Here is a 20,788-nt window from a genome sequence, read left to right as displayed (position 1 = left end):
GTCTTTCGCTTCACCGCCGTACACTTTAGATAGAGTAGTACAGATTGCAGCAGTTAGAGTTGTTTTACCGTGGTCAACGTGGCCGATAGTACCAACGTTTACGTGCGGTTTCGTACGTTCAAATTTTTCTTTAGACATGAGTTGTCCCTCTAGGTACGGATTTAGGTGGCTTTGATGACCACGCAACCAAAAAGTATTGGTGATAAAGTATATATCAAAAGGAAATGTTTGCTTTCAGATCTGGTGCTGATAGGCAGACTCGAACTGCCGACCTCATCCTTACCAAGGATGCGCTCTACCACCTGAGCTATATCAGCACTCAAAAAGAGTGGAGCGGGCAGCGGGAATCGAACCCGCATCATCAGCTTGGAAGGCTGAGGTAATAGCCATTATACGATGCCCGCAACACGTAACTCTGTGAGCTATTCCCTAAAGAATATGGTGGGGGGGGACGGATTCGAACCATCGAAGGCAGTGCCGGCAGATTTACAGTCTGCTCCCTTTGGCCACTCGGGAACCCCCCCAAATTTTCAAACCACAATAACTATCAAAGTTAAAATGGTGCCGACTACCGGAATCGAACTGGTGACCTACTGATTACAAGTCAGTTGCTCTACCTACTGAGCTAAGTCGGCATAAGTGGTGCGCATTCTATTGAAGGAAACGCAAGCTTGCAATAGCTAAATCAAAAAAAAATGGTTTTTTACTGGGTTTGCGATTGTTTGCCTAAAAATCAAACAGCCAGATGAGGTCGTTAGATTATTTTTACTCCTGATATTTGGCAATTAGGCTCGCTTGTTGTATTTTCGCAGCTCCTTATCGCGAACCTCAGTTAGGAAGACTATGTCGCCATATCTCTCTTTTACTCGCCAACATTGGGCAGAATTGCGTAACTCTGTTCCGATGACGCTTTCCGAGAGTGATCTCATAGAGCTGCAAGGCGTAAACGAAAAGTTATCCATGAAAGAGGCGGTAGAGATATACCTGCCACTTTCTCGTCTACTGAATCTTTACGTTGCAGCAAGACAAAGTCGTAACTCTGTTCTGAATAATTTTCTTGATAATTCAGAAAAAGCGCCGCCTTTTATTATTGGTGTCGCGGGAAGTGTCGCGGTAGGGAAAAGTACCACAGCCCGGTTACTCAAAGAGTTGCTCTCGCGTTGGGATAATCACCCCAAAGTCGAGCTTGTGACAACCGATGGCTTCCTTTACCCAACAAAAGTACTCGAAGAAAACGGGATTTTACATCGTAAAGGTTTTCCTGAATCCTATGACATTAAACGCCTGATTGAATTCGTTTCTGACGTTAAAGCTGGCAAACCCAATCTAGAAGTCCCTATCTACTCGCACATTACCTACGACATCACCGAAGATGTAAAAGTCGTTGATCGCCCTGATGTGCTTATTATTGAAGGCCTCAATGTACTGCAAAGTGGAATGGACTATCCGCATGCTCCGCACAGAGTGTTTGTTTCTGACTTCCTTGATTTTTCTCTTTATGTCGATGCTAAGAGTGATGTGATTGAGCAGTGGTACGTAGAGCGTTTCCTCAATTTCCGTTTAGGCGCCTTTACTGAGCAAGGCTCTTTCTTCAGTCATTACACCAAACTAAGTGTACAAGAAGCGGAAAAAGAAGCTCATAGAATTTGGCGTTCAATTAACGGCATTAATCTTGATGAGAATATTTTGCCAACCAAAGGCCGTGCTCAGCTTATCCTTAAGAAAGGTCAAGACCACACTGTTGAAGAAATTCTATTGCGTAAATAACTCATCCGCTTTCTACTGGGGTTGAGATTGATACAACCCTAGTTAAGTACTTTTAGAAAGCACTCTTTATCCATATCACGGATATTAATGGTTAGGCTGTGAACTTGCCCGGCCTCTTGCTGCAAAACCTTCATTAGCTCGCACGACAAGCGCTTTTTTTGTTCCTGAGTTCGACCATCAAGTAAATCAAAATTTATATGTATAAAGTCAGCACTACTTCCTGTTTGCCCAACAAGCCAATTCTGGTAGCAAAGAGAACGTGACTTTACAGAGTTTGGCTCAAACAGGTCACACTCAAGCGCCACTTGATGTAGTGCTTTAAGAAGTCGATTGACATCAACCAAATCCTCAACAGGATGAGAATATTCCATGATTAAATTAGGCATGGTGCTCCTTAGCAAATAATGCAAACATGAGACAGCGCAATGAATCAACACATGAGCTGTCTCTTGTTACAAAGGTCAGCTCAACCTAGCAGGTTATGCGCTAAACTCCTATCTGGTTGCATACAAACTGCCTGATAGATCACTTAGCTAATACGAACAGACATGATGCTAATCATGATCTCGCTCTGTTTATCTGTTATATTCTTACGAAGATTTTTTACATTAATTGATTAAATACGGAGATATTCCTATGCGTCGACCTGTAGTCATGGGTAACTGGAAGCTTAACGGTAGCAAAGCTATGGTAAAGGAGCTACTGACTGGCCTTAACACCGAACTTAACGGTCTTGAAGGCGTAGATGTAGCCGTCGCTCCACCAGCACTTTATATCGACCTAGCGGAAAAGCTCATCGCAGAAGGTGGTAACAAAATTATCCTAGGTGCTCAAAATACGGACCTAAATAACAGCGGCGCATTTACAGGCGATATGTCTCCTGAAATGCTCAAAGATTTTGGAGCAACGCACATCATTATCGGTCACTCTGAGCGACGTGATTATCACAATGAGTCTGATCAATTCATTGCCAAGAAGTTTAACTTTTTGAAAGAAAATGGTCTCAAGCCAGTATTTTGTATTGGCGAGTCAGAAGCTCAAAATGAAGCAGGTGAAACAGAAGCGGTTTGTGCTCGCCAAATCAATGCGGTTATTGACACTTATGGCGTTGAAGCGCTCAATGGTGCGATTATCGCATATGAACCAATCTGGGCTATCGGTACAGGCAAAGCAGCTACGGCTGAAGATGCCCAGCGTATCCATGCTTCAATCCGAGCTTTAATTGCAGAGAAAAGTGCCGCTGTTGCTGAACAAGTAATCATTCAATACGGTGGTAGCGTTAAACCAGAGAACGCCCAAGCTTACTTCTCTCAGCCAGACATTGATGGCGCTCTCGTTGGTGGTGCCTCTCTTGACGCTAAAAGTTTCGCCGCGATTGCAAAAGCAGCCGCCGCAGCAAAAGCATAATAATGCCTTAATTTTGAGCATGAAGGTCAGCGATTGCTGACCTTTTTTGTGTCTTGTCCGCCGATCAAGTATCCTAGCCTTTTCGTCCATTAGAGCCGTTGTTCGAGATGCAGGATAAGTATGGCCTTTTAACAGCCCCTATACCCCAAGTACTCAGGCAAATGACCATTCCGATGGTCTTCGGTCTGGTGTCGATTCTCATGTTCAATCTTGTGGACACTTTCTTCATTTCTTTAATAGGCACTGAGGCACTCGCTTCAATCAGCTATACCTTCCCAGTTACATTCGCGCTTAACTGTATCACCATGGGCATAGGTGTAGGTTTATCAACCAATATCGCCCACTTACTCGGACAAGGAAAAACTGTTCATGCAGCACGGTTCGCAGCGCACGGTCTTTTGCTCGCAGTCACGCTAATTACCCTAGTATCCGCTATCGGGCTGGCAACGCTTCACCCTCTATTTTCACTCTTAGGTGCTTCTGATAACCTATTGCCTCTAATAGACAAATATATGACTGTCTGGTATCTGAGCATTCCATTACTCGTCATTCCTATGGCAGGTAACAGTGTGATCCGCGCAACAGGAGACACAAGAACACCTGCCAAAATTATGATACTGGCCGGCATCATCAACGGTGTATTGGATCCGCTACTGATATTTGGCTGGGGACCTTTCCCAGAGCTAGGCATCCAAGGCGCTGCCATCGCGAGCGCTCTCAGTTGGTTAGGTGCCTGTGTTTGGTCCTTGTATATTCTTACTCTGCGAGAACGCATGCTCATACTTCCAAACATGGGATATCTTGTTGAAGATGTGAGGCTTATTCTGAAGATTGGTACTCCCGCGGCGCTCTCTAATGCTATGATCCCTCTTTCTGGCGCGCTATTGATGATTTTAATTTCCAGTCAGGGGACAGCTGCCGTTGCTGCTTATGGAGCTGCTCAGCGGCTAGAGTCTATTTTAATTATCGTATTGATGGCACTTTCTTCCGCCCTAACTCCTTTCATCGCACAAAATATAGGCGCAGAAAAACATCAGCGTAGCTTTGCTGGGGTGTTTATTAGTATGCGTTTTGCATTAGTTTTTCAAATGGGCGTATTCATCGCCATGATCCCGCTTAGCATTCCTCTGTCATCGCTTTTTTCCCAAGAGCAGCCTGTCAGAGATCTGCTCTGGCACTACTTACTTGTCGTACCATTTAGCTATGGCTTTCAGGGAATAGCCATGATACTTATTTCCGGACTCAACGCTCTACACAAGCCCTTGAAAGCGTTTCAATGGAGCTTTATGCGTTTATTTGTGTTCGTCCTACCCAGTGCTTGGTTAGGAAGTCATTGGCTGGGGAGTGAGGGAATATTTATTGGGATTGCACTTGGCAATATCATCGGTGGAATACTGGGGTACCTGTACGCCTTACAGCTAAGGCGACAGCATCTGCAATTGGCCATACAAGAGCAGTAATAAAAGAAACGATTACTTAGCTAGTAAATCATCTTCCTCTACCTCAAGATCAACATCAAGTCTCTCCTGAGAAATAATCACGCCCGTGTTATCTGCATAAAGGTAGTCTTCTGGAAGGAAGGTGACGCCACCAAAATTGACCGCGACGTCTACCTCACCAACACCTTGAGATGTTGCTCCAACAGGGATTGAAGCTAAAGCTTGAATACCTAGGCTCATATCTTCTAGTTCGTCAACTTCGCGTACACAGCCATAAACAAGAATACCTTCCCATTCATTTTCTTCTGCTATCGAGGCAAGCTCTGCGTCAATGAGTGCGCGTCGTAGCGAACCACCACCATCAATGAGCAAAATACGACCTAAACCATCTTGCTCTAATACTTCTCGAATCAGACCGTTATCCTCAAAACACTTAACTGTAGTGATCTGGCCTGCAAATGAAGCGCTGCCACCAAAGTTGCTAAACATGGGCTCAAGCACATCCACTTGTTCTGAGTAAATGTCACATAAAGCCGACGTATTGTATTCCATAGTGTTCCTTCCCATACGGTTAGTCATCACAAACGAGTATATAGCGACATTAAGTCATTGCAATGACAAGTCTCAATTAACTGACCAGAGTTTGAGCTATAACCACTCCTGCAAACAATAAATTAGTAATTAGTGAACATTTCACAATCATGGGCATCATAGGTGCAATATGCATCGGCTGTCGTGCCAGCCAGATCAACTTACCATGCTTATATACAAACATTGCGCTTAACAAAAACGGCAGTGTCAGCCAGATAGAGACTGGCTGGCGCACCAGATAGAGGGTAAATGCTAGAAAAGCACCTGACAAAAGTAAGACATGGTAATGCTTGGCTTTTCGACAACCTAGCCTCACCGCAATGGTTTTTTTCCCACACTGCTGATCATTTTCTATGTCACGCATATTGTTTACATTTAAAACTGCCACTGCCATTAGGCCACAACCTACTGCAGGCAATATCAAAGCGGGAGTAATAGTTCCTGTATGCAGAAAGAAAGTACCCATTACACCAAGCAAACCAAAAAAGATAAATACAGAAATATCACCCAAACCCACGTAACCATACGGTTTGTTACCGACCGTATAAGCGATTGCGGCAACCATTGCCAGCACACCTAGACCAAGGAATAGAAGAATATTATGCAAATTGTCTAAGGCGTATAAAACCAGAGTCAAACCGGACACTATCGTCATCACGAGATTAATAACAATCGCTTTTTTCATACTTTCTGATGTGACGGCACCAGATTGAATAGCGCGAACCGGACCAAGGCGCTTGGCATTATCGGTTCCTTTTTGGGCATCACCATAGTCATTAGCCAAGTTGGACAATATTTGCAATAAGGTTGCAGTGATAAACGCAAGTATGGTGATCAAAATGGAAGCTTGATGAGTAGAATACGCAAGTACACTTCCCGTTAATATAGACACTAACGCAAGTGGGAGCGTTTTCGGACGAGCGGCGTCTAGCCATATAGATAAAGACTGTTTCATGCTCACTAGTTTATCGTCATTGTGAATAACAACAATTGTGATACATCAAAGTTTAAGTAAATACAATAAAGGCCACTCATCGTGGCCTTTACATAGGTTCAATGAACTGGATAGGGTTACTTAACGCGGCCTACGTATTCACCAGAACGAGTGTCTACTTTAATCACTTCACCAATAGAAATAAACAGAGGAACTCGAACTACAGCGCCTGTAGACAAAGTAGCAGGTTTACCTCCAGTACCTTGAGTATCACCCTTTAGACCAGGATCAGTATCTGTCACTTCAAGTTCAACAAAGTTTGGTGGAGTAACGACAATCGGGTTGCTGTTCCAAAGGGTTAGCATACAAGTGTCATTCTCAACCAGCCATTTCGCGTTATCGCCGACCGCTTTTTTATCTGCGGCTAGCTGTTCGAATGTTTCGTTGTTCATAAAGTGGTAGAATTCACCATCGTTGTACAAGTAATCTAGATCAATATCCATGACATCAGCGACTTCAACCGTGTCGCCAGATTTAAATGTTTTCTCTAGAACTTTACCTGAAAGCAGTTTACGGATTTTAACACGGTTAAATGCTTGACCTTTACCTGGTTTGACATACTCGTTTTCGAGAATGACACAAGGCTCATTATCAAGCATAATTTTAAGACCGCCTTTGAATTCATTTGTGCTAACAGTAGCCATTTTTTCCTCTTACCATTCTTCGAGTTAAATTTAATGTCGCACATCATAACCCGAAAACTTGATTCTGTTGAGCAAAACTGGATCAAACAACTAGCGAATGGGATCTCAGATCCCGAAAAACTGCTTAAGATTCTTGAGATTGATCCCTCTCCGTGGCAGAAGGGTTTTGCCGCTCGAAAGCTCTTTGCGCAGCGGGTACCGCTTAGCTTTGTTGATAGAATGGAAAAAGGAAATCCCTTTGATCCTCTGCTGCGCCAAGTTTTACCTTTAGAGGAAGAATTTGAAATTCACTCAGATTACTCAAATGATCCGCTCAAAGAGCAAGATAACGCCGTACCCGGGCTGTTGCACAAATATCGCAATCGGGTTCTAATGATCCTCAAAGGAGGCTGCGCGATTAACTGTCGTTACTGTTTCCGGCGCCATTTTCCCTATGATGAAAACAAAGGCAGTAAATCAGTTTGGATGCAAAGTCTGGCCTATATCCAAGATCACCCAGAGCTGAACGAGGTGATCCTATCTGGCGGCGATCCTCTGATGGCAAAAGACCAAGAACTAGATTGGCTGATTGAAAATATTAGCGCTATTTCGCACATCAAACGACTACGTATTCATACTCGTTTACCTGTTGTGATCCCAGAGCGAATAACCCTTGCGCTAAGAGAAACTCTCTCAGCGACACGCTTACAGGTTATTTTGGTCACCCATATTAATCACCCTAATGAAATAAATCAGGATTTAAAATTAGCACTCAATGACCTACGCAGTGCTGGGGTGACTTTGCTCAACCAAGGCGTGATGCTCAAAGGAGTCAATGATGAGATTGAAACCCAAGTGTCATTAAGCGAAACACTTTTCGATGCTGGCGTACTTCCATACTACATGCATGTTCTGGATAAAGTTCAAGGGGCTGCGCACTTCTATATCTCTGATGATAAAGCAAGAGCTATCATGTCCGGCGTGATTGAAAAAGTATCTGGCTACTTGGTGCCGAAATTAACCAGAGAAATTGGCGGAAGAACCAGTAAAACACCTCTTGACCTCCACCTTGAATAGATGAACTCAAGGTGAGTTTTTAACCACTATTTTGATTCGAAACAAAGAAAAGAGTATTGATACCTTGCGGAGTCTGACAAAGGTGTCAATTCACTTTTTTGAGTCGAGAATTTTGATTAGCATTGAAGAAAATTTCAACAACCCATTAGGAATGATTATGTTTTACTTTCACATGATCCTGTTGTTAACCATTATCTTCATTGGTATACGCCACGGAGGAATTGCCTTTGGTCTACTCGGTGGGCTTGGCGTTTCAATACTCGCATTTGTGTTTGGTATTGCTCCGGGTACACCGCCAATTAGCGTAATGTTAATCATACTAGCCGTCGTTGCTGCATCGGCCACGCTTGAGGCAACAGGAGGGTTACAACTACTTGTAAGATTTGCCGAGCGCTTACTTAGAAAACATCCCAACCAAATTGTCTTCTTGGGCCCGCTCTGCACCTACTCGCTAACGGTTTTGGTTGGAACAGGACATTCCGTTTATCCCCTTCTTCCTGTCATCTATGATGTTGCATATAAAAAGGGCATTCGTCCCGAGCGCCCTATGGCTATGGCTTCCGTTGCGTCACAAATGGGCATTACTGCTAGCCCTATTGCAGCAGCTGCTGCCGTTGTCATGGCTACCGCCGCAGATAATCACCTAGCAATCAGCCTTGGTCATGTCCTCGCTGTCACCATTCCCGCTACTCTTATCGGTGTATTAGCTGGTTGTTCATGGAGTCTAAAACGCGGCAAAGATCTCGACCAAGATAACGAGTTTATCCAGCGCTGCAGCGATCCTGAGTTTAAAGCACAACTTATCGATAGCGATCAACAAGACAATCAAAGCGAAATTGGTAAACAAGCGAAAAGAGGCCTAACTATTTTCTTAGCGGGTATTGTGGTGGTTGTCTTTGTGGCCATGTTTGGTCATGACCTTTCCCTGCTGCCTGAAGGCGTGAAAATGTCAGTCGCTATCCAGTTTTTAATGCTGTCAATTGGCGCTATTATTTTACTGGCAACCAAAGCTGAGCCAAAAAAAATTGTTCACTGCAACGTCTTTATCGCTGGTATGACGGCTGTGGTGATAATTTTTGGTATCGCTTGGATGAGTGACACCATAATTAGCTTCCATAAACCTTATCTGATCAGCCTAGTCAGTGAAATAGTCGCAGCGCACCCTTGGACCTTTGCAATTGCCATGTTTGTGGTGTCCATATTTTTAAAAAGTCAGGCTGCGGTACTCACCATAATGCTGCCTTTAGGATTTTCGATGGGCATTCCGACCCCAGTCCTCGTTGGTGTGTTACCCGCATGTTATGCGTATTTCTTCTTCCCTTTTTACCCCAGCGATTTAGCCGCCATTACCTTTGATCGCTCAGGCACGACTCGAATAGGCAAGTACGTTTTAAACCATAGCTTCCTCTTGCCTGGTTTCATCGGCGTGAGTACAGCGACAACAGTAGCTTATATTCTCTCAACCATGGTTGTAAACTAAGCGCAATAAAAGAGGCCAGTGACTAACACTGGCCTTTATAAACGCTTATGAAAGCTTAGAATAACTCTTCAGCGACCTGATAAAGGTCTTCACGAACTGGGCGCTTCATATTTTCAATTGCGTCAATGATATCATGATGAACAAGCTGCTCTTTTTGGATACCAACACAACGTCCGCCCTGTCCTTCCATCAATAAGTGCACAGCATAGTTACCCATACGTGACGCTAAAACGCGATCAAAGGCTGTTGGGCGACCACCACGTTGAATGTGACCAAGAACAGTCGCTCTAGTCTCTCGTCCCGTGGCTTGCTCAATCTCTTTAGCTAACTCATTTGCGTCCATCATAAGCTCAGTCAAGGCAATAATTGCGTGCTTCTTGCCCTTCTTAATGCCATCTTGAATGTTGTTGATGAGCTTTTCTTTGTCCAAGCCCGTTTCTGGTGTAATGATGTATTCGCATCCACCAGCAATAGCAGACATTAGAGTCAGATCACCACAGTGGCGTCCCATGATTTCAACTATTGAAATACGTTGGTGTGATGAAGATGTATCACGAAGACGATCAATAGCATCAATAACAGTATTGAGTGCGGTTAGATAACCGATCGTGTAATCCGTTCCTGCTATATCATTATCGATTGTTCCTGGTAAGCCGACACATGGGTATCCCATTTCGGTAAGCTTTTTAGCGCCCATATAAGAGCCATCACCACCAACAACTACGAGAGCTTCTATGCCATGTTTTTGCAGGTTTTCTATGGCTTTCTCTCTAACAGCAACTTCTTTAAACTCAGGGAAACGTGCAGAGCCGAGGAAAGTTCCGCCTTTATTGATCACATCAGAGACACTAGAACGATCAAGTTTCTCAATTCTGTTCTCATACAGACCAAGATAACCGTCTTGAACACCATAGACCTCTAAACCTTCCGATAGCGCTGTGCGCACCACACCACGAACTGCTGCGTTCATGCCCGGTGCATCACCGCCGCTTGTCAAAACACCGATCTTTTTAATCATGCTCACCCTCAATTTTTTGGGAATCTTATTTCAACTTTTACGTCAGCAAATTTCATTAGTCATTACTGACAAGACCCGTTTATTTGCGCAATATGTTACCTTGAAGCCCAAGGAATACTACTTTTATTTGCACTAAAATAGGTAAGTTTTCTACTTATGTAAAAGTATTACAGTTTGACTCGAACAAAGATTTGATACATATCAGGATAGCTGCAAATTATCTCTGTGCTGAAAAGATAATCAGCATGCAAAATAAACCACACCTATTCAAGAAGCGATTGTTACCAGTCGCGAACTTTTTGCTCTTTTTCAGGCCCAAGCACTACAGAATATGGATCTTGATGGATCAACACATCGGCATGAGGAAAACACTCCAGCAACTTGTGTTCAACCGTATCTGAAATTCGGTGCGCTTCTATCAAGGGGATTTGATCCTCAAGTTCAAGGTGGAGCTGGATAAATCTCGTGGGACCAGACATACGAGTTCGCAGTTGATGCACACCTAAAACGCCCTCCACAGAGAGGCACTGGTGCTTTATCTCTTCAAGCTCATCATCCGGTAGTTTGCGATCTAACAAGGTTTGAGTCGCTTCTCGTACCATCTGCACTGCGCTATATAAAATGTATAAACCGATTCCAATTGCAAACACAGCGTCTGCCTGAGTAACACCAAACCAACTCAAGGTTAAAGCTAACATGATCGCCGCATTCATGTATAAATCGGATTGGTAATGAAGCGAATCTGCCGCTATAGCTTGGCTGCCTGTTTTCTTAACCACATGTTTTTGAAAAAGAACTAATGCAAATGTCACCACAATCGCAAACAAACTCACATAAACGCCATACTCTGGGGACTGGAGAGCATGAGGCCTGAAAAAGCGATCGACACCATTAAGGATGAGAAACACTGCAGATCCTGAAATAAACATAGATTGAGCAAGCGCAGCCAGGGACTCGGCCTTACCATGGCCGAAAGTATGCTCCCGGTCAGCAGGTTGAAGTGAGTATCTCACCACCACTAAATTAACTAAAGAAGCCGCTATATCAAGCATGGAATCAATCAAAGAAGCCAACAAACTTACCGACCCCGTTACCCACCATGCCGCCAGCTTGACAATAAGTAACAGAGTCGCAACGATTGTTGCCGTCCAAGCAGCTAGGGTTACTAAACGTGCGTATTCGTGTTTCATAAAGTAAAGACTCGAAAAAACATTGTCTTAAGTATAACGCGTCATGAGTTGAATAAAAATGAAACAAAAAAGACGGCCAACGGCCGCCGATATGAGTACTCAATATAAAAATCAGGATCAATTTTTCGTTAAGCGCTCCTGACGCTTTTGAGCACGCGTGTTATCACGCTCTTTTAACAGCTCTGCGTATTTGGCTTTTTGCTCTGGCGTCAAAACACTTAACATTTGATGCTGTTTTTCCAGCATGTTCACTTTATGCTCGGTCTGTTGCTCAATCATGGCTCTAGCCAATTCATTGGCAGCATCTTTATCAAATGATTCTGCCAGTACCAAAGCTTGCATTTTTTCTCTATTAGCTTGTCTTTCAGCTTGGTGCTCAGCAAAACTTTCTTGATATTGGCCTTTTAAGTCCTTTTTCATTGTTTCGCGCAATTGCTTAAGCTGAGCTTGCTGTTCTTGGGTTAAATCCAGTTTACGTATCAAGCTCCGATCAAGTAGCGACGCTTTATGATCTTGTCTACCATGCTCTTTGCCGCCGCTAGCAAGAACATTGGCCGAGCTAAGCGTTAATGGCAGCACAATCGTGGCTAAAACTATCTTTGTTACTTTTTTCATATTCAAACCTTTCCGACTAAAGAAGTAAACTCTGCTGTCTGACAGCGCTACATCTAGCATAGAAAGCACAACGTAAAGTGACGTCTAGGTAGAGTAAAAAATCGTAAAGAGGCAAGATTAAACTAAATCTCAACTCAATTAATCAGTACTATTAAGGAAAGGGGATAACTGAGGCTGGTTGCATGACACATATTTTGTTGATTGATGATGACACTGAGCTTACTGGCTTACTAAAAGAGGTCTTAACACTAGAAGGCTATCACGTATCTGAAGCTAATGATGGTGAAGCAGGACTCGAGGCCATCGACAAAGATGTGGATTTGGTACTTTTGGATGTGATGATGCCCAAGCTCAATGGCGTCGAGACACTCAAGCGTCTGCGCGAACACTGGGAAACGCCAGTGTTAATGCTAACCGCTAAAGGAGACGAGATAGACAGAGTGATAGGTCTTGAACTTGGCGCCGACGACTATCTACCAAAGCCGTTTAGTGATCGCGAACTTCTCGCGCGCATACGCGCTATTTTGCGTCGCACCCAATCAAAGTCCAGTAGCAAAAATATTGACTGCATTGAGTATCAAGATATCAAAGTATTTCCCGGAAAACAGGAAGCTTATTGTCAGGAAGCCTACCTTGAGCTCACCACCACCGAGTTTGCTCTTCTAAGCCATTTTGTTCAGCACCCAGGGGAAACACTCACCAAAGAAACGCTGAGTTTAGATGTACTTGGAAAACGTCTCGCAGCTTTTGATCGTGCCATCGATATGCATGTATCCAACCTACGCAAAAAACTTCCCGAAAAGCAAAATGGGAAACCGCGCATCAAAACGCTGCGAGGACGTGGTTATCTTTTTGTTGAGGAAGACTGATGCGTTTACCTAGGATCACTAGCCTTTACGGGCGTATTTTCGCTATCTTCTGGTTCACCATGTTTTTGGTGCTCGTAGCGGTGCTCTCTCTGCCTCACTTAGATCCTAGGCGTTCAAGAGATATCCCAGCGGCGCATTATGCAAAGCTCATCGAAGCGAAACAAAAAATTGAACAGCGCTTTGCTAATGAGAGAGATCTTAGGCAAATTATTTTTCAACTAGAAAGACCACGCCGCTCTAATCGAGAACCTAGACCGCGTTTCGTGCTCACCGATCTCGATGGCAATATTTTAACCACTCAAAATCGTAAAGATTTTAAGCTAAAAGCAGTGCAAAATTTCATTACCAGTATTGAAGATCCCGCAAAGCCCAAGCAACGGCTATATGGCCATTATATGGTCGCGGGGCCTTTGCCCATAACACTGGCTGAGAATGATCTCCTACTTTATGTCGGCGTCAAATGGAATCAACCGCCACCCTTTATGCTGCGGCTATTCGACAAACCCTTCCAATTATTGTTTGCCGTCATGCTCGTCAGCACACCTTTACTACTTTGGTTAGCATGGGCACTCAGTCAACCGGCACGAAAGCTTGAACGAGCAGCTAAACGCGTTGCCAAAGGTGAGTTTTGTGTCGACCCAGAGCTTGAGAAAGGTACAACTGAGTTTCGACAAGCGGGCAAAAGCTTCAACCAAATGGTGGAAGCGGTGAATCAAATGGTTTCGGGGCAACAGAGGCTGCTGTCTGATATCTCGCATGAATTACGCTCTCCTCTCACACGTCTGAGAATGGCAAGCGCTTTAGTGTCACGAAAACAAGGGGATAGTCCTGAGCTTAATCGCATTGATACGGAAGCTCAGCGGCTCGAACAAATGATAGGCGAACTATTGGATCTATCACGCATGCAGCTAGACAGCCATGTGGCGCGAGAAGTTCAGCCTCTTAGCAGTTTATGGGAGGCTATCCTATCAGATGCTCAGTTTGAAGCCGAGCAAATGAATAAGTCTCTTACTTACACTCACATTCCTGAGAGGCATATCTCAGGCAACCCTAAACTTTTGATGAGTGCGCTCGATAATATAGTGCGAAATGCCATTCACTACAGTCAGGACTTAATAAAAGTGGCCTTCAAACTCGACAATGACCAGCTAACGATTATTGTTGATGACAATGGAGAAGGCGTTGCTGAACATGAGTTAGAAGCAATATTCCGGCCCTTTTATCGTGTTTCTACTGCACGAGATCGCCACAGTGGCGGGACCGGACTTGGTCTTGCCATTACAGAGAGTGCTATTCGCCAGCACAGTGGCAGTATAACGGCGAAACGCAGCAGTCTTGGCGGGTTGTGTATGGAAATCATTCTGCCGCTCGAGGGGAAATAACCCTACAAAATCATAGTTGATAATGAATCTCATTATCATTTAGTCTATACACTCCCAATTAAGGAGAATTGACTATGTCCCACACTTTTCCAGAACTTCCCTACGCTTATGATTCACTCGAACCTTACATAGACGCCAAAACCATGGAAGTGCATTACAGCAAGCATCACAGAACATATTTCGACAAGTTTGTTACCGCAGTATCAGGGACTGAATTGGAGTCAACAAAATTGGATGATATCTTTGCTAATATCTCCCAGCATTCTCCAGCAGTTCGTAATAATGGTGGCGGCTACTACAATCACATCTTATATTGGAATTGCATGGCGCCAAACGGTGGTGGAAAGCCTAGCGGTAAACTGGCCGATGACATCAATTCAACCTTTGATAGCTTTGAAAACTTCCAGCAATTGTTTGCGCAAGCCGCTATCAATACTTTTGGGTCAGGGTTTGCTTGGTTGATCGTAAAAGATGGAAAACTGAAGATCACGTCAACGAGCAATCAGGATAATCCTCTAATGGATGTAGCAGTTGAACAAGGTGAGCCTATTTTAGCCCTCGATGTGTGGGAGCATGCCTACTACATCAGTTACCAAAACCGCCGACCAGAGTACATTGATGCATGGTGGAATGTCGTCAATTGGAATGCTGTTAGCGAAAATTACGCCCTAGCTCTTGCCGAGAATAAATAGCAAAACTCTCTGCGCACTTGGCGGCGATGATAAGCCGCCTTATAATTTCTCTCCTCAATCACCAAGAACACAACCAAGAACATGTTTGACATCGCTCTCTATGAACCAGAAATTGCTCCAAATACTGGTAACATCATCCGCTTATGTGCCAATTGTGGTGCTAACCTTCATCTTATTGAGCCGCTTGGTTTTGATTTGGACGAAAAAAAAGTACGTCGCGCCGGCTTAGACTACCACGACCTTGCACGTGTGACCCGACATAAAGATTATCAAGCGTTCGTTGATTATCTTGAAACAACACGTGACACCTACCGTATTTTTGCCTGTACAACAAAAACAACGGGTCACCATGTCGATGCACAATTTATCAAAGGTGATGTGCTGTTGTTTGGCCCTGAGACTCGGGGCTTACCTGCACAGCTCATCGAAAGCATGCCAATGGAACAAAGGATCCGCATTCCCATGATGCCAGATGCTCGTAGCTTAAACTTATCTAACGCGGTTGCTATCATAGCCTTTGAAGCTTGGCGTCAAATGGACTTTGCAGGCGCCCAATAAACTCACATCACCAGAATAAAAAACGGACTCATAAGAGTCCGTTTGCAAATTGAGTGTTAACTCATCCTATTATGGACGAGCAACAAAACCGACGGCTTGATAGACCTTACTTAAAGTTTGCGCCGCACGAGCCGAAGCCTTTTCTGCTCCTTGCTTCATCACACTATCCATATAAGCGCGATCTTCACGAATGCGTCGGTATTCAGCCTGAATAGGCTCAAGCATAGCGACAATGGCTTCACCAACATCTTTCTTGAACGGACCATACATTTCAACGCCTTTATATTGCGCTTCAATTTCTTCAAAGCTCATACCCGTTGCCGCTGAGTATAGTCCCATTAGGTTAGAGATACCCGCTTTGTTATCCCAATCATGCACAATACGTGGCGGCGTTTCCGTGTCGGTTTGAGCCTTATTTATCTTTTTGAGGATCGATTTAGGCTCTTCTAAAAGAGTGATGACATTTTTGCGGTTATCGTCTGATTTAGACATTTTCTTGGTGGCATCTTGCAAACTCATAACACGTGCATTCACTGTGGGAATATAAGGCTCAGGTACAGTGAAAATCGGCGCATCTGGCGCATAAATGTTGTTAAAGCGAGTTGCGATATCACGGGCCAACTCTAGGTGCTGCTTCTGATCGTTACCCACAGGTACTTGGTGGGCACCATACAGTAAAATGTCTGCCGCCATCAGAACAGGATAACCAAATAAACCCGCATTAACATCATTGGCATATCGAGCAGATTTGTCTTTAAACTGAGTCATTCGGCTCAGCTCTCCCATCTGGGTGTAACAATTAAGAAGCCAGCCCAATTGCGCATGCTCTGGTACATGAGATTGAACAAATAGCGTGCTCTTTTGTGGATCAACACCAACAGCCAGACAAATCGCCAATGCATCTAGAGTCGCTTCATGCAGTGCTTTAGGGTCCTGGCGAACCGTAATCGCATGAAGGTCAACCACACAGTATTGGCAATCATAATCGTCTTGCATCTGTTGCCACTGACGTAGAGCACCCAAGTAGTTACCGATACTTAGTTCACCTGAGGGTTGAACACCACTCAATACAATGGGCTTGCTCATGAGAATGATTCCTTGACTTCTTAATCTAAAAAATGAAAAAACCGCATAGCTTGTCTACCACGCGGCGTACTCAGTGTACTCATTAACGAGTATTTTGGAAGATCTTTTGTTACAACTGCGGACAAACCTGAGCAACATCGAGCAAATCAGCAATGCAATCAGATACAAAGTCAGGCTTTGAGTCCGAGATTGGCTCACCATGATTGTAACCATAGGTAAGTCCAAATGATAAGCAGCCAGCATTTTTTGCGGCCAAAATATCATTTTTTGAATCTCCGACCATCAACATCTGCTCTGGCTGTAACTCATACTTCTCAAGTAACCAGTTAAGAGCCATGGGATTGGGCTTCTTATCTGGGAAAGTGTCACCACCAATGATCTCAGCAAAAAACATATCAATTTTATGCTTGTTAAGCACCTCAGGAACAAACTTAGACGGCTTATTGGTCACTAAAGCCATTACAAACCCTGCTTGATGAAGCTGCTCGAGGGTTTGGCTAACTTTTGCGTACAAGTGACTCAGTTGATGTCCAGTTTTCTCATAATAATCATCAAATAGCTGACGAGCCTTAGTTTGGAGATCAGGATCTAAATCGGGGTTAACTTCAATACTAGCGCTCAAGGCTCTCGCGATAAGCACATCGGCACCATTACCAACGTAGTCACGCACTTGCTCTTCGGTAACACGAGGAAAACCAAGGGCTTGCACGGTCTGATCAGCTGCTACAGCAAGATCTGGCACACTATCAAGTAAAGTGCCATCAAGATCAAACGCGATCAATTTTATATTACTCATCTAACTATCTTACCTTTGCTAACTCTTCACGCATTTGATCAATCACTTGCTTATAATCTGGTTGATTAAAAATCGCCGAACCTGCAACAAACATGTCCGCGCCCGCTTGAGCAATTTCTTTGATATTTTCGACCTTAACCCCACCATCAATTTCTAACCGAATATCGCGTCCAGACTGATCGATTAGGCGACGCACCGCTTTGAGTTTATCAAGCGTTTTCGGGATAAATGATTGCCCACCAAAACCAGGATTAACTGACATAAGCAAAATCATATCCAGCTTATCCATGATATATTCCAGGTGAGAAAGTGGTGTGGCTGGGTTTAGCACAACCCCTGCTTTACATCCATGCTCTTTGATAAGCTGTAAGGTGCGGTCAACATGCTCAGAAGCTTCGACATGAAAGGTAATCATAGAAGCTCCTGCTTTGGCAAAATCTGGAATAATGCGGTCAACAGGCTTTACCATCAAATGCACATCGATGGGCGCAGTAATACCGTAATCACGCAATGCTTGGCAAATAGGGGCGCCAAAAGTTAGGTTAGGTACGTAATGATTATCCATCACATCAAAGTGAACCACATCTGCCCCTGCAGCGAGGACTTTGTCAACGTCCTCACCAAGACGTGCCATATCAGCAGATAAAATGGAGGGAGCAATAAGAAAATCTTTCATACCAGACCTCTGTTTGAATGTAGGTAAACCCAAAAGACCATTTGAGCACATTCTACCCAAGCAAAGATACATAAGATAGCTTAGATGAGAGAAATGTTCTCAAGGTGATTGGATTTAATCAGGATCACTGGGTTTAAACAAAGCCAGTAGCTCGTCGACTTTATTTCGTCCTGCTCCATTACGGCTAATCGTACGCTTCACTTTGACGACATTGAGCTCTGCCCCATGGTAGAGACGACGAGTTAAGGTTGTATCGTGATTGGAGATTAATACTGGAATATGACGTTCTTCGGCCGCTTTTTCCGCCACATCAGCCAGAGCAGCTTGATCATCCAGAGTGAATCCATTTCCAGCATAAGAAGTGAAGTTTGCTGTGGTCGATAGCGGCGCGTAAGGTGGATCACAATAAACTACACTTCCCTTACGGGCACGCCTAAATGTCTCTGGATAGCTTTCACAAACGAAGGTGGCTTTTTTCGATTTACTAGCAAAAAACTCCAATTCCGCTTCGGGAAAATATGGTTTTTTATACGAGCCAAACGGGACATTAAAACCGCCTTTTTTGTTGTAGCGGCACAAACCATTAAAACCGAATCGATTCATGTATAAAAAAGCCAAGGAACGATACATAACATCATCTGTACCATTAAACTCAGCTCGTATCGACAGATACGCATCTTTGCGATTGTTTTCAGCCACGAACCAGCGCTTAGCTTCTGAGATATACTCTTGTGGCCTCTCTTTCAACAAGTTGTAAAGGTTAATCAGGTCTGGATTGATATCGGCAAGAAAATAGTGGTCATAGTCAGTGTTAAGAAACACTGACCCTGCTCCAACAAAAGGTTCCACTAGCTTACGACCTTCTGGTAAGTACCGCTGGATATCTTCAACTAAACCGTATTTTCCACCAGCCCATTTGAGAAAGGCGCGCTGCTTCTTCATCTAATGCTCTAAATCAATCAAACAAAAATTAAGGCTGCGAAATGTAACATATTTTCCATCTCGGCTCAGCGTTATTTCACTCGATCGATTTCTCTATGTACCTGACTAAGTGACTTAGCCCAAGGATCTAGCTGCTGTATATCGGCAGGCAAGGACTCCACGGCATCTCTAGCAACTTGAATTGTTGGGTAGTTTTGGTAAGTGATGATGTACCAATCCGCGCCGTTTCGCACTGTTGGATAGATATATACACTCCCTGCTAGCTTATGTTTATCCAGAAATTCTTGTACTTCTTCTAAAGACTGAACAGCGGCTAGTTGCAATGTGTAGCTGCGCACAGAAAAATTCTTTAGCTCATCCTTAGTAAATGAAAAGGAAACAGCAGGTTTAACGGGCTTTTCTGGTTCAGATACAATAGCAACAGGAGCATTTTCTGTTTGGGCTGGCAAAATACGAATACCAGATTTACTCACCACATTTTGATTTTCAGCTGTGCTGGCCTTTTCAGGTTTACCTTCTATCAGAGCATCAACCACATCTGATGTGATCACAACACGCTGTTGCCCATCTTGACCACTACCGACACTAGAGGTTTGCTCTGTCACTTTAGGCGGTAGCGCCTGAGAATCATCCTCTGCAGAAATTACTGCGCTGTCCACGTCACTGCTCTTATCGGTATCAATATTAGACAATGATGTATCAGCTTCAGTATTAACAGGCGAGGCTGGAAGTACTGTCTTATCCTGATTGTCTTCAACTTGATGCATCTTATCTTCGGGCGAAGGCTGTATCATAAGCCACCAATATCCTCCTCCAATGAGAAGAAATAGAGTGATGACTAACAGAGCGATATTCATTGGTGAGCCAATGATTGAACGGATAATAATCCTTTTTTCCACTTTATGGTCCCCTAAAGCCATAATGTCGCCCGGCCGAAGGGCAACAGTCCGATATGCGTTACGTACACGCTTTTCCCTTTCATCTTCGACAAAACGAATCACAAGGTGTTCAAAAAAGCGGTCGGCTTCATCCTGAGTCAATGGATCTATTTCTAAATCTATGGGCTTGTGATCTTGGCCATAACTCAAACGCGTCAACAGTACGTCAAGCGAATTAGATTGAGCAAACAATACCACATTGATTGTCCAACTGGGTTTGTCCTGTGCCTCAAGAACCAACATCCATAACTCTGAAACAAACGACTCCTTCAACTGCTGAGCGTCATCGATAACGATAACAACATCACAGCCCTCTTCGCCTATTTGGCGAGAAAAGCTATCAGTTAAAGGGTCAGTAGGGTCAAACATCGGCTCAGAAAAAAGCTGAGTCAAAACCATGGTTCTGCGTTGCTGGTCATCCTGATTAGGATGACACATCAACAAAGATTGGTTTTTATCCGACGCCCAAGCTTCCAAATAACGTTGGGCTAACCATGATTTACCTGCACCAGGCACACCACCAACCGTGACCAAATTAGAACCAAAATTGGTTAGCAATTGCATGCGCTCAAGCAATTCTACTTGAGTATCTAACTCCAACACACGGGATTCATGCGTCAAACTCATTCAAACCATCCTAATGACAGC

22 protein-coding genes and 4 tRNA genes are annotated in these 20,788 nt (G+C 43.9%); 9 read left to right on the top strand and 17 right to left on the bottom strand.

Annotation, left to right across the window (positions count from 1 at the left end):
* The 5 genes from MHN79_RS09735 to MHN79_RS09715 form a co-directional block, all read right to left on the bottom strand.
* Window positions 1–138, bottom strand: a 138-nt coding sequence (locus MHN79_RS09735; RefSeq protein WP_239172727.1) for a GTP-binding protein, incomplete at its 3' end; no start/stop codon positions are given.
* Between the two features lie 103 nt (window positions 139–241).
* A tRNA-Thr gene (locus tag MHN79_RS09730) sits at window positions 242–317 on the bottom strand.
* A 12-nt stretch (window positions 318–329) separates the two neighbouring features.
* Window positions 330–404, bottom strand: a tRNA-Gly gene (locus MHN79_RS09725).
* A 35-nt stretch (window positions 405–439) separates the two neighbouring features.
* Window positions 440–524 (bottom strand) — tRNA-Tyr (locus tag MHN79_RS09720).
* 35 nt (window positions 525–559) lie between these two features.
* Window positions 560–635: transfer RNA gene (locus MHN79_RS09715), tRNA-Thr, on the bottom strand.
* 208 nt (window positions 636–843) lie between these two features.
* Between MHN79_RS09715 and coaA the strand changes: the two genes are divergently transcribed.
* Entirely contained in the window at window positions 844–1,767 is a 924-nt protein-coding gene (coaA, locus tag MHN79_RS09710) for a type I pantothenate kinase (protein ID WP_114788062.1), read from the top strand.
* Between the two features lie 38 nt (window positions 1,768–1,805).
* Here coaA and MHN79_RS09705 read toward each other — a convergent pair whose 3' ends face one another.
* Window positions 1,806–2,153 (bottom strand): 5-carboxymethyl-2-hydroxymuconate Delta-isomerase, encoded by a 348-nt coding sequence (locus MHN79_RS09705; RefSeq protein WP_239172723.1) that lies wholly within the window; start codon window positions 2,151–2,153, stop codon window positions 1,806–1,808.
* Between the two features lie 250 nt (window positions 2,154–2,403).
* On the opposite strand from MHN79_RS09705, the gene tpiA reads away from it, so the two are divergent.
* Together tpiA and MHN79_RS09695 are read left to right on the top strand one after the other, a co-directional pair.
* The gene (gene tpiA, locus MHN79_RS09700; RefSeq protein ID WP_239172722.1) at window positions 2,404–3,174 is read left to right on the top strand and encodes a triose-phosphate isomerase; all 771 of its coding nucleotides are present in this window, start codon (window positions 2,404–2,406) and stop codon (window positions 3,172–3,174) included.
* Window positions 3,175–3,281: 107 nt separating this feature from the next.
* Window positions 3,282–4,634: an MATE family efflux transporter gene (locus tag MHN79_RS09695; protein ID WP_239172721.1), complete on the top strand. Its 1,353-nt coding sequence runs from the start codon at window positions 3,282–3,284 to the stop codon at window positions 4,632–4,634.
* 12 nt (window positions 4,635–4,646) lie between these two features.
* Here the strand turns inward: MHN79_RS09695 and rraA are convergent, their stop codons facing one another.
* From rraA to efp, 3 genes are all read right to left on the bottom strand, one after another.
* The gene (rraA, locus tag MHN79_RS09690; protein ID WP_152429393.1) at window positions 4,647–5,165 is read right to left on the bottom strand and encodes a ribonuclease E activity regulator RraA; all 519 of its coding nucleotides are present in this window, start codon (window positions 5,163–5,165) and stop codon (window positions 4,647–4,649) included.
* Between the two features lie 76 nt (window positions 5,166–5,241).
* Window positions 5,242–6,159: a 1,4-dihydroxy-2-naphthoate polyprenyltransferase gene (locus tag MHN79_RS09685; protein WP_239172720.1), complete on the bottom strand. Its 918-nt coding sequence runs from the start codon at window positions 6,157–6,159 to the stop codon at window positions 5,242–5,244.
* A 116-nt stretch (window positions 6,160–6,275) separates the two neighbouring features.
* A complete protein-coding gene (efp, locus tag MHN79_RS09680; RefSeq protein ID WP_114788056.1) occupies window positions 6,276–6,842 on the bottom strand; it encodes an elongation factor P in 567 nt (188 codons plus the stop codon).
* Between the two features lie 33 nt (window positions 6,843–6,875).
* Between efp and epmB the strand changes: the two genes are divergently transcribed.
* Together epmB and MHN79_RS09670 are read left to right on the top strand one after the other, a co-directional pair.
* A complete protein-coding gene (epmB, locus tag MHN79_RS09675; protein ID WP_239172719.1) occupies window positions 6,876–7,898 on the top strand; it encodes an EF-P beta-lysylation protein EpmB in 1,023 nt (340 codons plus the stop codon).
* Between the two features lie 157 nt (window positions 7,899–8,055).
* A complete protein-coding gene (locus tag MHN79_RS09670) occupies window positions 8,056–9,378 on the top strand; it encodes an anaerobic C4-dicarboxylate transporter (protein WP_239172718.1) in 1,323 nt (440 codons plus the stop codon).
* Between the two features lie 55 nt (window positions 9,379–9,433).
* On the opposite strand, the gene pfkA is transcribed toward MHN79_RS09670, so the two are convergent.
* From pfkA to MHN79_RS09655, 3 genes are all read right to left on the bottom strand, one after another.
* The gene (gene pfkA / locus MHN79_RS09665) at window positions 9,434–10,396 is read right to left on the bottom strand and encodes a 6-phosphofructokinase (RefSeq protein WP_152429388.1); all 963 of its coding nucleotides are present in this window, start codon (window positions 10,394–10,396) and stop codon (window positions 9,434–9,436) included.
* A gap of 281 nt (window positions 10,397–10,677) precedes the next feature.
* Entirely contained in the window at window positions 10,678–11,586 is a 909-nt protein-coding gene (fieF, locus tag MHN79_RS09660) for a CDF family cation-efflux transporter FieF (protein WP_239172717.1), read from the bottom strand.
* 117 nt (window positions 11,587–11,703) lie between these two features.
* Window positions 11,704–12,201 (bottom strand): CpxP family protein, encoded by a 498-nt coding sequence (locus MHN79_RS09655; RefSeq protein ID WP_239172716.1) that lies wholly within the window; start codon window positions 12,199–12,201, stop codon window positions 11,704–11,706.
* A 182-nt stretch (window positions 12,202–12,383) separates the two neighbouring features.
* On the opposite strand from MHN79_RS09655, the gene MHN79_RS09650 reads away from it, so the two are divergent.
* The 4 genes from MHN79_RS09650 to trmL all read left to right on the top strand — a co-directional run bounded on the left by MHN79_RS09650 (window position 12,384) and on the right by trmL (window position 15,702).
* Window positions 12,384–13,070: a response regulator gene (locus MHN79_RS09650; RefSeq protein WP_239172715.1), complete on the top strand. Its 687-nt coding sequence runs from the start codon at window positions 12,384–12,386 to the stop codon at window positions 13,068–13,070.
* A complete protein-coding gene (gene cpxA / locus MHN79_RS09645; RefSeq protein WP_239172714.1) occupies window positions 13,070–14,452 on the top strand; it encodes an envelope stress sensor histidine kinase CpxA in 1,383 nt (460 codons plus the stop codon). The genes MHN79_RS09650 and cpxA overlap by 1 nt, the downstream gene beginning before the upstream one ends.
* A gap of 74 nt (window positions 14,453–14,526) precedes the next feature.
* Window positions 14,527–15,144 (top strand): superoxide dismutase, encoded by a 618-nt coding sequence (locus MHN79_RS09640; protein ID WP_239172713.1) that lies wholly within the window; start codon window positions 14,527–14,529, stop codon window positions 15,142–15,144.
* A gap of 81 nt (window positions 15,145–15,225) precedes the next feature.
* Entirely contained in the window at window positions 15,226–15,702 is a 477-nt protein-coding gene (trmL, locus tag MHN79_RS09635; protein ID WP_239172712.1) for a tRNA (uridine(34)/cytosine(34)/5-carboxymethylaminomethyluridine(34)-2'-O)-methyltransferase TrmL, read from the top strand.
* A gap of 69 nt (window positions 15,703–15,771) precedes the next feature.
* Here trmL and trpS read toward each other — a convergent pair whose 3' ends face one another.
* The 5 genes from trpS to MHN79_RS09610 form a co-directional block, all read right to left on the bottom strand.
* On the bottom strand, window positions 15,772–16,788 hold the full coding sequence (gene trpS, locus MHN79_RS09630) for a tryptophan--tRNA ligase (protein ID WP_239172711.1): 1,017 nt from the start codon (window positions 16,786–16,788) through the stop codon (window positions 15,772–15,774).
* A 109-nt stretch (window positions 16,789–16,897) separates the two neighbouring features.
* Complete coding sequence (locus MHN79_RS09625) at window positions 16,898–17,584, bottom strand: phosphoglycolate phosphatase (protein WP_239172710.1); 687 nt, start codon at window positions 17,582–17,584, stop codon at window positions 16,898–16,900.
* 4 nt (window positions 17,585–17,588) lie between these two features.
* Complete coding sequence (rpe, locus tag MHN79_RS09620) at window positions 17,589–18,260, bottom strand: ribulose-phosphate 3-epimerase (protein WP_239172709.1); 672 nt, start codon at window positions 18,258–18,260, stop codon at window positions 17,589–17,591.
* A 114-nt stretch (window positions 18,261–18,374) separates the two neighbouring features.
* Complete coding sequence (locus tag MHN79_RS09615) at window positions 18,375–19,202, bottom strand: Dam family site-specific DNA-(adenine-N6)-methyltransferase (RefSeq protein WP_239172708.1); 828 nt, start codon at window positions 19,200–19,202, stop codon at window positions 18,375–18,377.
* A gap of 71 nt (window positions 19,203–19,273) precedes the next feature.
* Window positions 19,274–20,767 carry an AAA family ATPase gene (locus MHN79_RS09610; RefSeq protein ID WP_239172707.1) on the bottom strand — a complete coding sequence of 498 codons (1,494 nt, stop codon included), beginning with the start codon at window positions 20,765–20,767 and terminating at the stop codon, window positions 19,274–19,276.
* Between the last annotated feature and the right edge of the window lie 21 nt (window positions 20,768–20,788).

This window comes from Vibrio sp. Of14-4, from assembly GCF_022347625.1.
Lineage (GTDB): Bacteria > Pseudomonadota > Gammaproteobacteria > Enterobacterales > Vibrionaceae > Vibrio > Vibrio pristinus.
The sequence above is the reverse complement of the archived record's forward strand: the minus strand, read 5'-3'. Positions and strand labels throughout refer to the sequence as shown.

Bases quoted from the DNA above. Each gene is read 5' to 3' on its own strand.
- MHN79_RS09695 (WP_239172721.1), top strand. From the start codon at position 3,282: ATGCAGGATAAGTATGGCCTTTTAACAGCCCCTATACCCCAAGTACTC.
- trpS (WP_239172711.1), bottom strand. From the start codon at position 16,788: ATGAGCAAGCCCATTGTATTGAGTGGTGTTCAACCCTCAGGTGAACTA.
- MHN79_RS09650 (WP_239172715.1), top strand. From the start codon at position 12,384: ATGACACATATTTTGTTGATTGATGATGACACTGAGCTTACTGGCTTA.
- pfkA (WP_152429388.1), bottom strand. From the start codon at position 10,396: ATGATTAAAAAGATCGGTGTTTTGACAAGCGGCGGTGATGCACCGGGC.
- MHN79_RS09655 (WP_239172716.1), bottom strand. From the start codon at position 12,201: ATGAAAAAAGTAACAAAGATAGTTTTAGCCACGATTGTGCTGCCATTA.
- fieF (WP_239172717.1), bottom strand. From the start codon at position 11,586: ATGAAACACGAATACGCACGTTTAGTAACCCTAGCTGCTTGGACGGCA.
- MHN79_RS09640 (WP_239172713.1), top strand. From the start codon at position 14,527: ATGTCCCACACTTTTCCAGAACTTCCCTACGCTTATGATTCACTCGAA.
- tpiA (WP_239172722.1), top strand. From the start codon at position 2,404: ATGCGTCGACCTGTAGTCATGGGTAACTGGAAGCTTAACGGTAGCAAA.
- epmB (WP_239172719.1), top strand. From the start codon at position 6,876: ATGTCGCACATCATAACCCGAAAACTTGATTCTGTTGAGCAAAACTGG.
- coaA (WP_114788062.1), top strand. From the start codon at position 844: ATGTCGCCATATCTCTCTTTTACTCGCCAACATTGGGCAGAATTGCGT.
- rpe (WP_239172709.1), bottom strand. From the start codon at position 18,260: ATGAAAGATTTTCTTATTGCTCCCTCCATTTTATCTGCTGATATGGCA.
- MHN79_RS09685 (WP_239172720.1), bottom strand. From the start codon at position 6,159: ATGAAACAGTCTTTATCTATATGGCTAGACGCCGCTCGTCCGAAAACG.
- cpxA (WP_239172714.1), top strand. From the start codon at position 13,070: ATGCGTTTACCTAGGATCACTAGCCTTTACGGGCGTATTTTCGCTATC.
- MHN79_RS09705 (WP_239172723.1), bottom strand. From the start codon at position 2,153: ATGCCTAATTTAATCATGGAATATTCTCATCCTGTTGAGGATTTGGTT.
- MHN79_RS09625 (WP_239172710.1), bottom strand. From the start codon at position 17,584: ATGAGTAATATAAAATTGATCGCGTTTGATCTTGATGGCACTTTACTT.
- MHN79_RS09670 (WP_239172718.1), top strand. From the start codon at position 8,056: ATGTTTTACTTTCACATGATCCTGTTGTTAACCATTATCTTCATTGGT.
- efp (WP_114788056.1), bottom strand. From the start codon at position 6,842: ATGGCTACTGTTAGCACAAATGAATTCAAAGGCGGTCTTAAAATTATG.
- MHN79_RS09610 (WP_239172707.1), bottom strand. From the start codon at position 20,767: ATGAGTTTGACGCATGAATCCCGTGTGTTGGAGTTAGATACTCAAGTA.
- trmL (WP_239172712.1), top strand. From the start codon at position 15,226: ATGTTTGACATCGCTCTCTATGAACCAGAAATTGCTCCAAATACTGGT.
- rraA (WP_152429393.1), bottom strand. From the start codon at position 5,165: ATGGAATACAATACGTCGGCTTTATGTGACATTTACTCAGAACAAGTG.
- MHN79_RS09615 (WP_239172708.1), bottom strand. From the start codon at position 19,202: ATGAAGAAGCAGCGCGCCTTTCTCAAATGGGCTGGTGGAAAATACGGT.